Annotated in this window: 13 protein-coding genes; 10 read left to right on the top strand and 3 right to left on the bottom strand. The window is 62.3% G+C overall.

Annotation, left to right across the window (positions count from 1 at the left end):
• Together FJ936_RS08960 and FJ936_RS08965 are read left to right on the top strand one after the other, a co-directional pair.
• Nucleotides 1-942 (top strand): amino acid ABC transporter permease, encoded by a 942-nt coding sequence (locus tag FJ936_RS08960; RefSeq protein WP_140793741.1) that lies wholly within the window; start codon nt 1-3, stop codon nt 940-942.
• Complete coding sequence (locus FJ936_RS08965) at nt 939-1,745, top strand: amino acid ABC transporter ATP-binding protein (protein ID WP_015316519.1); 807 nt, start codon at nt 939-941, stop codon at nt 1,743-1,745. Before FJ936_RS08960 ends, FJ936_RS08965 begins: the two co-directional genes overlap by 4 nt.
• Before the next feature lie 19 nt (nt 1,746-1,764).
• Here the strand turns inward: FJ936_RS08965 and FJ936_RS08970 are convergent, their stop codons facing one another.
• Nucleotides 1,765-2,673 carry a hydrogen peroxide-inducible genes activator gene (locus FJ936_RS08970; protein WP_015316520.1) on the bottom strand — a complete coding sequence of 303 codons (909 nt, stop codon included), beginning with the start codon at nt 2,671-2,673 and terminating at the stop codon, nt 1,765-1,767.
• Between the two features lie 178 nt (nt 2,674-2,851).
• On the opposite strand from FJ936_RS08970, the gene katG reads away from it, so the two are divergent.
• The gene (katG, locus tag FJ936_RS08975) at nt 2,852-5,062 is read left to right on the top strand and encodes a catalase/peroxidase HPI (RefSeq protein ID WP_140793739.1); all 2,211 of its coding nucleotides are present in this window, start codon (nt 2,852-2,854) and stop codon (nt 5,060-5,062) included.
• A 68-nt stretch (nt 5,063-5,130) separates the two neighbouring features.
• Here katG and FJ936_RS08980 read toward each other — a convergent pair whose 3' ends face one another.
• On the bottom strand, nt 5,131-5,808 hold the full coding sequence (locus tag FJ936_RS08980; RefSeq protein ID WP_015316522.1) for an MIP family channel protein: 678 nt from the start codon (nt 5,806-5,808) through the stop codon (nt 5,131-5,133).
• A 316-nt stretch (nt 5,809-6,124) separates the two neighbouring features.
• Here FJ936_RS08980 and FJ936_RS08985 point away from each other — a divergent pair, with 316 nt between their 5' ends.
• The 6 genes from FJ936_RS08985 (at nt 6,125) to FJ936_RS09010 (ending at nt 12,438) form a co-directional block, all read left to right on the top strand.
• Complete coding sequence (locus FJ936_RS08985) at nt 6,125-7,414, top strand: RsmB/NOP family class I SAM-dependent RNA methyltransferase (RefSeq protein ID WP_140725573.1); 1,290 nt, start codon at nt 6,125-6,127, stop codon at nt 7,412-7,414.
• A gap of 72 nt (nt 7,415-7,486) precedes the next feature.
• Nucleotides 7,487-7,939, top strand: coding sequence for a TspO/MBR family protein (locus FJ936_RS08990; RefSeq protein WP_224598752.1), 453 nt, complete (start codon nt 7,487-7,489; stop codon nt 7,937-7,939).
• A gap of 98 nt (nt 7,940-8,037) precedes the next feature.
• Nucleotides 8,038-8,496 (top strand): PaaI family thioesterase, encoded by a 459-nt coding sequence (locus tag FJ936_RS08995; protein ID WP_023771340.1) that lies wholly within the window; start codon nt 8,038-8,040, stop codon nt 8,494-8,496.
• 105 nt (nt 8,497-8,601) lie between these two features.
• Complete coding sequence (locus tag FJ936_RS09000; protein ID WP_140793737.1) at nt 8,602-9,270, top strand: 5'-methylthioadenosine/S-adenosylhomocysteine nucleosidase; 669 nt, start codon at nt 8,602-8,604, stop codon at nt 9,268-9,270.
• 55 nt (nt 9,271-9,325) lie between these two features.
• Nucleotides 9,326-10,888, top strand: a complete 1,563-nt coding sequence (gene guaA, locus FJ936_RS09005) for a glutamine-hydrolyzing GMP synthase (RefSeq protein WP_140793735.1) — start codon at nt 9,326-9,328, stop codon at nt 10,886-10,888.
• Between the two features lie 293 nt (nt 10,889-11,181).
• Nucleotides 11,182-12,438 carry a tyrosine-type recombinase/integrase gene (locus FJ936_RS09010; RefSeq protein WP_141906391.1) on the top strand — a complete coding sequence of 419 codons (1,257 nt, stop codon included), beginning with the start codon at nt 11,182-11,184 and terminating at the stop codon, nt 12,436-12,438.
• Here FJ936_RS09010 and FJ936_RS09015 read toward each other — a convergent pair.
• Nucleotides 12,392-12,688 carry an AlpA family phage regulatory protein gene (locus FJ936_RS09015; protein WP_141906392.1) on the bottom strand — a complete coding sequence of 99 codons (297 nt, stop codon included), beginning with the start codon at nt 12,686-12,688 and terminating at the stop codon, nt 12,392-12,394. The genes FJ936_RS09010 and FJ936_RS09015 overlap by 47 nt on opposite strands.
• Before the next feature lie 972 nt (nt 12,689-13,660).
• Here FJ936_RS09015 and FJ936_RS09020 point away from each other — a divergent pair.
• Nucleotides 13,661-14,077: a hypothetical protein gene (locus tag FJ936_RS09020; protein ID WP_141906393.1), complete on the top strand. Its 417-nt coding sequence runs from the start codon at nt 13,661-13,663 to the stop codon at nt 14,075-14,077.
• The last annotated feature ends 274 nt before the right edge of the window (nt 14,078-14,351 follow it).

The following is a 14,351-nucleotide window of genomic DNA, read 5'->3' on the forward strand; positions in this document are numbered from 1 at the left end:
ATGGGCGTTGCCCTCCCGACCGACATCGGCGTCGAGCCAAGCGTTTCCGCCGCCGTGTCACGACTGACCGTCGTGCCACAGCGCCGCTATGGCATTTGGGTCGGTACGGCGTTCGCCCTGCTGCTGGCCTTCCTCATCATTCGTGCTTTCGCCAGCAACCCGGCCTTTGCCTGGGGCACGGCAGCCGGATACCTGTTCCATCCCTCGATCATGCGAGGCCTCGGCAACACGCTGATGCTCACCGTCATCATCATGGTGCTGGCGATCATTGTCGGCACCATCATCGCGATCATGCGGGTGTCGCCGAGCCCGGTGCTGCGCGCCTTTTCCGGCGTCTATGTCTGGTTCTTCCGGGGTGTCCCAGCCCTGATCCAGCTGATCTTCTGGTTCAACCTGTCGCTGCTGGTGCGCGAAATCTCGCTGACTTTGCCGTTCATGGGCACGCTGTTTTCCGTGCGCACCAATGATTTCATGACGCCGTTCTTCTCCGCCGTGGTGGCGCTTTCGCTGTGCGAGGCCGGCTACATGGCCGAGATCATCCGGGCCGGCATCAAGTCGGTGCCGTCTGGCCAGTCAGAGGCGGCGAGCGCGCTCGGCATGCCCTACCGCATGATCCTGAAGCGCATCACCTTGCCGCAGGCCATGCGCTTCGTGCTGCCGCCGACCGGCAATGAGGCGATCAACCTCCTGAAGATGACGTCGCTGGTGACGTTCATCGCCGTCGACGACCTGTTCTATACCGCGCAGAGCATCTATGCGCGCACCTTCGAGACCATTCCGCTGCTGATCGTGGTCGCCTTCTGGTATCTCGCGGTGGTCAGCATCATGTCGGTGGGGCAGCATTTCCTGGAGCGCCATTTCGGCCGCAGCGATGTCAGACGCGACCCCCTGACGATGCGCACCTTGCGCAACTTGATCAGCCTGCGCGGCGTTGCTCGATGAGTGATGTGAAGTCCGAAAATCGTGCCCGCTTCGGGGTGCCCGCCAACTCCATGGTGTTCGCGCGCGGCGTGCGCAAAACCTATGGCCAGCTTGAAGTTCTCAAAGGTGTCGACCTCGATGTACCGGAGGGATCGGTCGCCTGCATCATCGGCCCGTCGGGATCGGGCAAGAGCACGTTCCTGCGCTGCATCAACCATTTGGAAAAACTCAGCGGCGGCATCCTGCTCGTCGACAGCCAGTTCGTCGGCTACGACCTCCAGGGCGACAAGCTCTATGAGGTGAAGGACGATCTTCTGTGCCGGCGCCGCGCCGAGATCGGCATGCTGTTCCAGTCGTTCAACCTGTTCTCGCACATGACGGTGATGGAGAACCTGATCGAGGCGCCGACGCAGGTGCGGCGCATTCCAGTCGACCAGGCAAAGACCGAGGCGGAGGTGCTGCTGCGGCGTGTCGGCCTGGCCGATAAGGTAGACCGCTATCCCCGCGAACTGTCCGGGGGCCAGCAGCAGCGTGTCGCGATCGCGCGCGCCCTGGCGATGAAGCCCAAGGTGCTGCTCTTCGACGAGCCGACCTCGGCGCTGGATCCGGAACTGGTCGGCGAAGTCCTGCAGGTCATGCGCGACCTTGCCGAGAGCGGCATGACGATGGTCGTCGTCACCCACGAGGTCGGCTTTGCCCGCGAGATCGGCGACCAGCTCGTGTTCATGGACGGCGGCGTGATCGTCGAACGCGGCGCGCCGCGCGAGATGATCGCCAACCCGGTGTCGCCGCGCACCCGCGAGTTCCTGTCGCGGGTGCTGTAACGAGCGTTAGGGCCACCTCTCAGGCCGCCAACAGCGCCGGGCCTAGCCCCCGTATAATCTTGGCTAGCTCGACGCATTCCCCGTGCCGCGCATTGTTGCGTCGCCAGGCCAGGCAGATCATGCGCTGCGGCATCGGCTCCTGGAACGGCACGATCTTGAGGTCGGGGATGGTGCCGGCGGGGCCGGTCGCCATTTCGGGGATGAGCGTGACGCCGAGCCCGTGCGCCACCATCTGCAGGAGCGTGGTCAGGCTGGTCGCGCCATAGCTTGCCATCGCCACCGGCCGCACATTGCCGCAGACGGCCAGCGCCTGTTCGCGCAGGCAATGGCCTTCTTCCAGCAGCATCAGTCTTTCCAGCGCCGGGCTCTCGGGTGGAACCGGCGGCGAGGCAAAGGCCGGATCGTCCGACGGCACGGCCAGGAAGAACCGGTCGGGAAAGAGCGCCTCGGTGATCAGTCCTGGATGGTCGAGCGGAAGTGCCGCGATGAAGGCGTCGAGTTTTCGCGATGCGGTGTCTTCGACCAGGGAGGTGGTGACCGCCTCGCGCAATTCGAGCAGCAAGGCCGGGAAATGCTTCTTCAGTTCGGGCAAGGCGCGCGGCAGAAGATAGGGCGCGACAGTCGGGATGATGCCCAGCCGGAAGCGTCCCTCCATGGCCGTGCGGCCGCGCCGGGCCGTCGTTTCCACGTCACGTATATCAGCCAGGATGCGCTCGATACGCGGCAACAGGGCGATCGCCTCGTCCGTCATGCGCACCGACTTGCCGCCGCGTTCGAACAGCCGGCAGTTCAGCCGTTGCTCCATTTCGGCGATCTGCGAGGACAGCGCCGGCTGGCTGACACCGGCAAGTTTCGCCGCACGCCCGAAATGCAGCGTCTGCGCCAGCGCGTCGAAATAATGCATCTGGCGAACTGTCAGTCCGATCATGCGGTCAAGGCCATCATAAGAAAATCCTATCGAAATAAACAGGAAAGACAATTTGTTTTTATCGACGGTCTGGCCTAGGCTGGAATGGTTCCAGATTGGCGCGGGCCGCTGGCCGCCCCCAAAATCTCGGCAAAAAATCAACCTCGGCAAATCAAACCTCGACAAATTGGAGTGAGAGATGGACGCGAAAACCGACGACAGCAGCGCGGGCAAATGCCCTGTCGCGCATGGATCCGCCGGCCGGACCAACCGTGACTGGTGGCCGAACCAGCTTGACCTTGGCGTTCTCCATCAGCAGTCGAACCTGTCGGACCCGATGGGCGAGGACTTCGACTATGCCAAGGAATTCGCCAGCCTCGATCTCGATGCGGTCATCAAGGACCTGCACCAAGTGATGACGGATTCGCAGGATTGGTGGCCCGCCGACTTCGGCCATTACGGGCCGCTGTTCATCCGCATGGCCTGGCACAGCGCCGGCACCTACCGCATCGGTGATGGCCGCGGCGGTGCCGGAGCCGGCCAGCAGCGTTTCGCGCCGCTCAACAGCTGGCCTGACAACGCCAATCTCGACAAGGCGCGCCGCCTGCTCTGGCCGGTCAAGCAGAAATACGGCCGCAAGATTTCCTGGGCCGACCTGTTGATCCTCACCGGCAACGTCGCGCTGGAATCGATGGGCTTCAAGACCTTCGGCTTCGCCGGCGGCCGCGCCGACGTCTGGGAGCCCGAGCAGGACGTGGACTGGGGTTCGGAAACCAAGTGGCTGGGCGACGAGCGCTACTCGGGCGATCGTGAGCTTCGCGGCCATCTCGGCGCCGTGCAGATGGGCCTGATCTACGTCAATCCGGAAGGGCCGAACGGCAAGCCCGATCCGCTGGCCTCGGCCCGTGATATCCGGGAAACCTTCGCGCGCATGGCGATGAACGACGAAGAAACCGTGGCGCTGATCGCCGGCGGTCACACCTTCGGCAAGACCCATGGCGCCGGCGATGCCTCGCTGGTGGGCGCTGAGCCGGAAGGTGCCGGCATCGAGGCGCAGGGCCTCGGCTGGTCGAGCAAACATGCGTCAGGCATTGCCGGCGACGCCATCACCTCGGGTCTCGAAGTCACCTGGACCACGACGCCGACCAAGTGGAGCAACAACTTCTTCGACAATCTGTTCAATTTCGAATGGGAGCTGACGAAGAGCCCGGCGGGCGCCCATCAGTGGACACCGAAGGGTGGCGCCGGTGCCGGCACGGTGCCGGATGCGCACAACCCCTCGAAGCATCACGCGCCGGCCATGCTGACCACCGACCTCGCGCTGCGGGCCGACCCGGCCTATGAGAAGGTCTCGCGGCGTTTCCATGAACATCCGGATCAGTTCGCCGATGCCTTCGCCCGCGCCTGGTTCAAGCTGACCCACCGCGACATGGGTCCGGCGGTGCGCTATCTCGGCCCGTTGGTGCCCAAGGAAGAGCTGATCTGGCAGGACCCGATCCCGGCGCTCGACCATGAACTGGTCAGCGAGCAGGACATCGCATCGCTGAAGGCCAAGATCCTGGCCTCCGGCCTGTCGGTTTCCGAACTGGTCTCGACGGCCTGGGCCTCGGCTTCGACCTTCCGCAACTCCGACAAGCGCGGCGGCGCCAATGGCGCACGCATCCGGCTGGCGCCGCAGAAGGACTGGGAAGTCAATCAGCCGGCCGAACTGTCGAAGGTGCTTGCCAGGCTCGAAGGCATCCAGACGGAGTTCAACACCGCGCAGACCGGCGACAAGAAGGTCTCGCTGGCCGACCTGATCGTGCTCGGCGGTGTCGCCGCGGTCGAGAAGGCCGCCAAGGATGGCGGCAACGACGTGAAGGTGCCGTTCACGCCCGGCCGCATGGATGCATCGCAGGAGCAGACGGACGTCCACTCCTTTGCCGCGCTCGAGCCGAAAGTCGACGGCTTCCGCAACTATGTCAGGGGCAAGCAGCCCATGTCGGTTGAAGCCATGCTGGTCGACCGCGCGCAGTTGCTGGGCCTGACGGCGCCGGAACTGACGGTGCTTGTTGGGGGCTTGCGGGTGCTCGGCGCCAACACCGGGCACTCAAAGCACGGCGTGTTCACCGACAGGCCGGGTAGGCTGACCAACGACTTTTTCGTCAACCTGCTCAGCATGAGCACGGTCTGGGATCCGGCTGCCGGTTCTGTTCCGGGTTCGGAAGAAGTGTACGAAGCGCGCGACCGCAAAACCAAGGCAGTCAGGTGGACCGGCACCCGTGCCGACCTGATCTTCGGTTCGCATGCGCAGCTGCGGGCATTGGCCGAGGTCTACGGATCGGCGGACGCCGGGCAGAAATTCGCCCGAGATTTCGTTGCGGCATGGACCAAGGTGATGAACGCTGACCGCTTTGACATCGCGGCCTGACCCGAGCTTGAGGACCTACGAAAGAGGCGCGGGCCACGGCCCGCGCCTCTTGCATTCAGGCTCTGGAATCAATCCTTCTCGAAGACACGCGCCTTGGCGACGACGCCGGCAATGGCGCCGCCGATCAGCGGTGCGACGATGAACAACCAGAGCTGGCTGAGTGCGGCACCGCCGGTAAACAGCGCCGGGCCGATCGAGCGCGCCGGATTGACCGAGGTACCGGTGACCGGGATCATGGCGAAGTGAATGCCCGCTAGCGTCAGGCCGATGACCAGGCCGGCAAACGCCGTCGAGTGTTTTTCAGCGGTAACGCCAAGGATCACCGTGACGAAGGTGAAGGTGCCGATCAGCTCCCACAGGAACGCCGAGCTCATGCCCCATTTCGTCTCGTCCCAGCCATTGGCGCCGAAGCCGCCGGTATGGCCGCCGGTCTGGCCGGAAACGATGATCCACAACGCCAGCGAGGCGATGATGGCACCGATGATCTGCGCGATCCAATAGGGGATGACGTCCTTGGCCGGCAGCCGGCCAGCCAGGAACACGCCGAGCGTCACCGCCGGATTGAGATGCGCGCCCGAAATCGGGCCGATCGCATAGGCCGCCGCGATGAGGCCGATGCCGAATGCCAGACCGATGCCTTCCTGGCCAAGTGGCAGCGCGCCGCCGAAGCCCCCCGTCACCACGGACGCCGTACCGATGAACACCAACAGAAATGTGCCTAGAACTTCCGCCAGATAAATCTTCATTGCCCTCTCCTCGTGACGATCCGCCGGTCCACGTTTTCCGCGCCGCGAATCATGACGGCAAGAGTATTCCCAACCGAAAAACTTGGAAAGCAGAGCTGTAGCGCCACACGCCGTCCTTCCGGCCGCCAGTTAAGAACATTAGAGATCTTGTATCTACTAGTCCGCCTGCTTCTAACCGCCGCGAAGATTTACCGGTCGGACAGGTTTAGCCGACCATCGCCAGCTTGCGCTCGCGGCGAGGCCGGGCGGGGTTCAATCCGGACGTGAAAGGCTCTAAGAGCAGACCGGATAATGTGCTCGATTGATGGAATGACGAATGCGACTGGGCGGACGGCTGGCTGCGGCCATTGAAGTGCTGGAGGACATTGGTCGGCGTCACCGGCCGGTGGCCGACGCGCTGAAGGATTGGGGCCTGTCCCATCGCTTCGCCGGCGGTGGGGATCGCGCCGCGATCGGCAACATCGTCTACGACGCGCTGCGCCGCAAGCGCTCCGCCGGCTGGTTGCTGGGCGAAGACACGCCGCGTGCCATCGGCTTCGGGGCGCTGCTGCTCGAATGGAGCCAGACGGCGCAGTCGCTCAACGCAGCGCTCGAAGGTGACAAATTCGCGCCGCCGCTGCTGAGCGCCACGGAACTCCAGGCAATGGCGGAACGCCGGCTTGCCGACGCGCCGCCCGCTGTTCGCGCCGACATTCCCGATTGGTGCGAACCGCTTTTCGAGCGGGCCTTCGGCGAGACATGGGTCGAGGAGGGCGCGGCGCTCGCCACACGTCCGCCGCTCGACATCCGGGTCAACACGCTGCAGGCCAATCGCGCCAAGGTGTTGGCCGAACTCGCGCAGACCGGTGCCAGTGCCGCACGGATCGCACCCTACGGCATCCGCATCCCGCCGATCGACGGTGACGGCCGGCATCCGAACGTGCAAGCCGAGCCGGCCTTTCAGAAAGGCTGGTTCGAGGTCCAGGACGAGGGGTCGCAAATTGCGGCGGCGCTTGCCGGCGCGACGGCTGGCATGCAGGTGCTCGATTTCTGCGCCGGCGCAGGCGGCAAGACGCTGGCGTTGTCGGCGGCGATGGACAACCACGGTCAAATCTTCGCTCACGATGCCGAAAAGGCGCGGCTGGCGCCAATCTTCGACCGCATTCGCCGCTCGGAAAACCGCAATGTGCAGGTCACCACCAAGCCGGCCGAGCTTGCCCCATTGACCGGCCACATGGACATCGTGCTGGTCGACGCGCCCTGCACCGGCAGCGGCACCTGGCGGCGGCGTCCCGACGCCAAATGGCGGCTGACGCAGAGACAGCTTGATGCCCGCAAGGGCGAGCAGGCGACGATCCTCGATGCCGCCAGAACCTACGTCAAACTCGGTGGCCTGCTGGTCTACGTAACCTGCTCCGTGTTCGACGAGGAGAACGGTGAACAAATCGCCGCGTTTCGCGAGCGGCACAGCGGCTTTGCCCCGGTCGATCATCGCCAGCTCTGGGACAGCCGTTTTCCCGGCCATACCGCCGCGATGCGGATCGGTGCCCTGGGTGGCATTTCGCTCTCGCCGGCGCTGAGCGGCACAGACGGATTTTATTTTTGCGCCTTGCGCCGGGCGAACTGACGCTGTCGTTGACAGCTGCCCGCAGCGCCCCAATTGCAGATGCGCGGCGTTGCGCCGCCACAGGGTGAATGCTTGCAAAGATATCTGTCGCTTCTGCTGTTCCTCTTCCTGGTGCTGGGCGGAGGCCTGCTGATCGGTTTCGCCACCTTGCCAGGTGCCTGGTATGCATCGCTGGCCAAGCCTTCCTTCAATCCGCCCAACTGGGTTTTCGCGCCTGCCTGGACACTGCTCTATGTGCTGATCGCCGTGGCCGGCTGGCGGACATGGTTGCGGGACCCGGCCGGCACCGCGATGAAGATCTGGGGCGCTCAGCTCGTCCTGAATTTCCTGTGGTCGCCAACCTTCTTCGGCGCAAAAATGATGGGGCCTGCTCTGGTCATCATCGTGCTTCTTCTGACCGTCATCGTGCTGTTTATCGCAAGCGTCTGGACCCGCGATCGGCTCGCCGGCTGGCTTTTCGTGCCCTACGCGGCGTGGGTGGCGTTCGCCACCTTGCTCAACGCCTCGCTTCTTTGGCTGAACTAGGTGACGTTCGATGCGGTTTGCTGCAGTGCAGCAAAAGCATTTGCCTGCCGCTCATGCCTCTGCGATAAGCTTTCCCGGCAAACGTGAAGGCAACGGCGATGGCAGCAAAGATAGTACCGGCTCCGGACTATGAGGATCGCGTCAGGGCGTCCTTCGCCCGCCAGCAGGCGATGGCGACGATCGGCGCCGAACTGACATTGGTGACCCCCGGCATCATCGAGATCGAGATGCCTTATTCGGCGGCGCTGACCCAGCAGCATGGGTTCCTGCATGCCGGCGTCATTTCGACGGCGCTGGACTCGGCTTGCGGCTATGCGGCGTTCTCGCTCATGCCGGAGAATTCCGGCGTGCTGACCATCGAATTCAAGGTCAACCTTCTGGCGCCGGGCCGGGGTGAGCGTTTTCTGTTCCGCGGTTCGGTGACCAAACCCGGCCGTACCATCATCGTTGCCGACGGCCAGGCCTATGCCTTCGCCACCGACGGCGAGGCCAAGCTGATCGCCACCATGACCGGGACGATGATGACGGTGCTAGGCCGTGATGGTATCGCTGGGTGAGTGGCCGGTTCGCCGCGGGCGAATTTAATCGTGCCGGCGGCACGGAGCTGCCGCCGGCAGCGGCCATGCCGTTGGTCATAATGTAGCGCAAGCAGGAGGATCGCCATGACTGGCAACGTCGTGCGCATTGGCGGCAAAGATGTCCTCTTCGTCATGGCGGCGCGGGCCGAATATGGCCCGCATCTGCAGCGGCTGTTCACGCCGCTGATGACGGGTGTGGGCCCGGTCGAGGCCGGCGTGCGGCTGGGCGCTGAGCTCTCCTGGTTGAAATCGGACAAGGCATTGCCCGATCTGGTGGTATCGCTCGGCTCTGCTGGTAGCCGGACCCTGGAGCAGACCGAAATCTACCAGGCCGTCTCCGTCAGCTATCGCGACATCGATGCCTCGCCGCTGGGCTTCGAAAAAGGCGCGACGCCGTTTCTCGACCTGCCGGTGATCGTACCGTTGCCGTTGCGTATTCCCGAAATCAAGGAGGCGACACTGTCGACCGGCGGCGCCGTCATTACCGGCGCGGCGTACGAAGTGATCGCCGCCGACATGGTCGATATGGAGACCTTCGCCTGCTTGCGCGCCTGTCAGTTTTTCGACATCCCGCTCATCGGGCTGCGCGGCATTTCCGACGGCGCGGCTGATCTCAGGCACGTCGGCGACTGGACCGAATATCTGCACGTCATCGATGAAAAGCTGGCCGACGCCGTCATGCGGCTCGAACAGGCGATCGGTTCGGGCTTGCTCCGGCCGGATTCACCTGGTGACGAGGCGATACCGCTCTGAAAGTCAGGCGACGCAACCCATTGCGCAGACTCGTTTCTTTCTCTAAAGGCTCGCCATGACGACAGCCAATCACACCGACACCGTCCTGATTGTCGATTTCGGCAGCCAGTTTACGCAGCTCATCGCCCGCCGCATCCGCGAGGCCGGCGTCTTTTCCGAGATCGTGCCGTTCCAGTCGGCCGAGGCGGCATTCAAGTGCATCAACCCGAAAGCGGTCATCCTGTCCGGCGGCCCGGCTTCGACGTCCGATATCGGCAGCCCGCGCGCGCCGCAGATCGTCTTCGATGCCGGCGTGCCTGTGCTTGGCATCTGCTATGGCCAGATGGCCATGTGCGTGCAGATGGGTGGCGTCGCCGAAAGCTCCAACCATCGCGAATTCGGCCGCGCCTTTGTCGAGATCGAGAAGGACAGCCCGCTGTTCGAGGGCCTGTGGGCCACAGGCCAGCGCCATCAGGTGTGGATGAGCCATGGCGATCGCGTCATCGCCCTGCCGCCGGGCTTCGAGGTGTTCGGCAAATCGGAAAGCTCGCCCTTCGCCATTTTCGGCAATGTCGAACGCAGGATGTACGGCATCATGTTCCACCCCGAGGTGGTGCATACGCCGGATGGTGCCAGGCTGCTCAGGAACTTCGTCCACAACATCGCCGGCATCGAAGGCGACTGGACGATGCGCGCCTATCGCGAGCACGCGGTCGAGGCGATCCGCAAGCAGGTCGGCAAGGGCAAGGTCATCTGCGCGCTGTCGGGCGGCGTGGATTCCTCGGTGGCTGCCCTTCTGATCCACGAGGCGGTCGGCGACCAGCTGACCTGCATCCTCGTCGACCATGGCCTGATGCGCAAGGACGAGGCCGCTGGTGTGGTGGCGATGTTCCGCGAACACTATAATTTGCCGCTCATCCTGGTGAACGCGTCGGATCGTTTCATCGGCGCCCTCGAAGGCGAGGCGGACCCCGAGAAGAAACGCAAGACCATTGGCCGGCTGTTCATCGAGGTGTTCGAGGAGGAGGCCAAGAAACTTGGCGGCGCCGATTTCCTGGCGCAAGGCACGCTCTATCCCGACGTCATCGAAAGCGTTTCCTTCACCGGCGGCCCGTCGGTGACGATCAAGTCGCACCACAATGTCGGCGGCCTGCCTGAGCGCATGAACATGAAGCTGGTCGAGCCGCTGCGCGAACTGTTCAAGGACGAGGTGAGGGCGCTGGGCAAGGAACTCGGCCTGCCCGAAAGCTTCATCGGACGCCATCCGTTCCCAGGCCCCGGCCTCGCCATCCGCTGCCCGGGCGGCATCACGCGGGAAAAGCTGGAGATCCTGCGCGAGGCCGACGCCATCTATCTCGACGAAATCCGCAAGGCCGGCCTTTATGACGCGATCTGGCAGGCCTTCGCCGTGCTGCTGCCGGTGCAGACTGTCGGCGTCATGGGCGACGGCCGTACCTACGAATTCGTCTGTGCGCTACGCGCCGTGACCTCCGTAGACGGCATGACGGCTGATTTCTATCACTACGACATGGCCTTCCTGGGCGCCGCCGCCACCCGCATCATCAATGAAGTCCGCGGCATCAACCGCGTGGTGTATGACGTGACGTCGAAGCCGCCTGGTACAATCGAGTGGGAATGATTTTGGCTTACTCAAACGCCGCCAAAAACACACTCCAATACCATCTAAGCCATTGAAATAAACGAAATATCGTGACGCTATCTATCGATGACTATCGATAGATAGCGTTCTCACACGCCGTCACATCTGACGGTCCGCCCGGATATTGCATCCATCTGTTTTTACGAATACCGTCAGCCAATCGAAGCATCTGACGGTATTATTTTTCGGATAAAGCATTGATATTAATGCCGAATATTACCACAAGGTGCGCCAAAAACGCCTGACGGTATTTTTCGACAGGAGATGTCCCGATGCTGACAGACGCAGCACTTAAGAACCTGAAACCAAAAGACAAATTTTATAAGATCTCCGATCGTGACGGCATGTATGTGCTTGTCGCTCCGAGCGGAAACATCTCCTTCCGGCTGGACTACCGTCTGAACGGTCGCAGGGAGACCGTCACCCTTGGCAGGTATGGCCGCGATGGCATCTCACTGTCGAACGCCAGGGAAAAGTGCATCGACGCGAAGCGGGCCGTCCGTGAAGGGCGATCTCCCGCGATTGAAAAGCAGCGGGAAAAGCGCCGTATCAAGGAAACGAAAAGCTTCGGGGAGTTCGGTGAGAAATGGCTGACTGCCGGGCCCATGGCCGACAGCACGCGCGCAATGCGTCGCTCAATCTTCGAGCGCGAGTTGCTCCCCATTTGGCGGAATCGTCTGCTGCCGGAAATCACGCCCGACGATCTCCGCGCTCATTGCGCCAAGATCGTCGAGCGGGGTGCCCCAGCTACCGCTATCCATGTCCGCGACATCCTTAAACAGATTTACGGCTTTGCGATCCTGCATGGGGAGAAGGTCTCCAACCCGGCCAGCGAGGTAGGTCCGGCATCAATCGCCAACTTCGTTCCGCGAGATCGCTCACTCTCGCCATCCGAAATTCGCGTGATGCTGAAGCAACTGGAGCACACCATCACGCTTCCGACGATCCGATTGGGAATGAGGCTCTACTTGCTCACAATGGTGCGCAAAAGCGAGTTGCAGGACGCGGTGTGGGATGAGGTTGACTTCGAGAATGCAGTCTGGACGATCCCGAAGGAGCGAATGAAGCGATCGAAGGCGCACAATGTCTATCTGTCGCGGCAGGTGCTCGACATCATGATTGCCCTGAAGACCTGCGCCGGGAACTCAAGATACCTCTTGCCGTCGCGATACGACGCGGATGCACCCATGTCTCGGGCCACCTTTAACCGAGTAACATACGCAGTCGTTGAACGAGCGAAGGCCGAAGGTCTGCCATTGGAGCCGTTTACCGTTCACGACTTGCGGCGAACGGGTTCAACTCTGCTCAACGAACTCGGCTTCAACAGCGACTGGATCGAGAAGTGCCTGGCGCACGAGGACGGGCGGTCGTCACGCGGCGTTTATAACAAAGCCGAGTATGCGATACAGCGCCGACACATGATGCAAGAGTGGTCCGATATTGTGGATGCATGGGTTGGTGGCCGAAAATACGTTCCGACACTCATTCCGCCTTCGATGCCGATCTTGGAACCCGACCCTGCACTTTGATAGGGCGGGTCTTGCGTTGCTTCACGTCCGGGGCCGGAGCTCGGAGAATTGGCTTTGAGCGACGTGCAGCGAGCCAAGCTTGAACCTCGCTCAGATCCCAAACCACGCATCGTGGCGTCAAAGCGAAACGCAGTGGAAATTCTCCCCGCTGCTCCATTTCGTAGATGGTACTATCGGCCAGTGGAACCATCTCGCGCAGTTCTCGCCTGCGAACGGTTCGCCTGATCGGCATTGGATGCTCGCGGCTCATTCCTCATCTCCACTACAAGCGTTGTGGCAGATAGAAACCGATAGTCCGCGAGACTTGAAGAATTGCGTGGAGGGAGTAGCAGAAAACGGCAGGACTGGCGTGCGAAAGGGAAGGTGCACTCAAAGCGTCAACGGTCGTCGTCTGGTCGCCAGATTGGCCGATACTGCCATCTAGGAATGCGCGTCTTCGCTGCAGATGCATGACCGTTACTGCGCTGTGGCGCGAACCTGGCCGGACTCAAGTCCCGTGAAGAGGTGTCCAGTCGCACCGCGGCATTACAGCATGGCGTCCGAAGGGGCGTGATACGCGACACACATGAACGGGGGTTCGAGTCGGTAGAGCGCTACCGCCTTCCCCCCCACTCAAAAGACTTGCGTTATTTTCTACAGTGTCGGGCGTGATGGGGCCTGTCTCGGTGTTGTTGCAAAGCCTGTAGGGAACGGGAGAGTCTGACCCCAAAGCTATCCACGACGCGAACGGCAGCTTTGCGCCTCTATTCCTTCATTCAGTCGGCTCCTGCCAGCCTTCAGAAGCGGACATTACTACAGCAGGTCGCGGCGAGTCGGATTCGCCCGACCTGCTGTAAGCTTCTGATTTTATGCATGTCGTTGTCCCGGAACCGAAGACACTTCCGGGCGACATGCATTAGTGTCAACACCCCGGCGTCGGTGCGCCATTTCCGGGTGTATACTCTCTGGATTCACGTCTGCCGTTCTGGGCAGAATTCCATCATGCCGACCATGGCCAGGGGACCGGCGAGGTGGGAAACTGGCTTGGTGGTGTCATCAACATGACGTGCGGTCATTTCGCGTGCGATGTAATCTCGCTCGCCCAACCTGCTGTATCAAGCAAGAGTGATGATGCCTCGCTGAACAACGTCAAGGCTCAGCAAGCGCCTCACACCAGGAGCCTTTCCAAGCCGGGCACGGCAGGCTACCAATCATCGTCCGACTATTGCAAAGAGGCCGCCGCATGACCGAGGCCCTTGGGTCCTTGCAGGACTGGTTCCACCAAACGGTTCCGCCGGTGCTCTCATGGTGGCTCGGTTCGATCATGATCGGCGTAGCCGTGTCGCCAGCGTTTGCCCTGGTTTTACTGCTGATGTCGATCCTTTGCGCGGTGCTTGGAAGAAGTATCGCCATCATGATCTTCGCCCTTAGCTTCAGCGCGATTGTCATTGCATTGCATGGTCTGGTCCCGACGCCGCCTTTGAGGGGCGGGTTGATCGCCCTGGTGACGCTGGGCTTCGGATTTTTGGCATCGGCCTTGTATCGTGAGCGGGGCAAGGTCGACAAAATGTACCGAAGACTGGAAGCCGCCCGAAAAGAGAGCGAAGAAACAAGGGGGCTTCTGGACAATGAAATCAAATGGCGCAAGGCATCGGAATGACGCCGTCGAGGCTGGTAGCGGCCAGCAATGTTGACCGCCATTGAATTGCGCCTTGGCTGCCATGCCGCTGCCAGGCAATCAGGGCGCCGTCACGCGCGCGGGCGGCCTATTCGGTCATTCCAGGCTCATCCGCCGAAGCAGAGAAGGAAGCAAAACAGGCAGCTGCCAACGCCTTTGCGGGGGGCGGTGGAAGGCGTTGGCAGCTATCAGGATGCGCATGCTCACCCCGATCAACCCCCCGTCGCCCCCGCATCAATGACGACGGATGGTTATC

It is taken from the genome of Mesorhizobium sp. B2-4-13 (assembly GCF_006658535.1).
Classification (GTDB): domain Bacteria; phylum Pseudomonadota; class Alphaproteobacteria; order Rhizobiales; family Rhizobiaceae; genus Mesorhizobium; species Mesorhizobium australicum.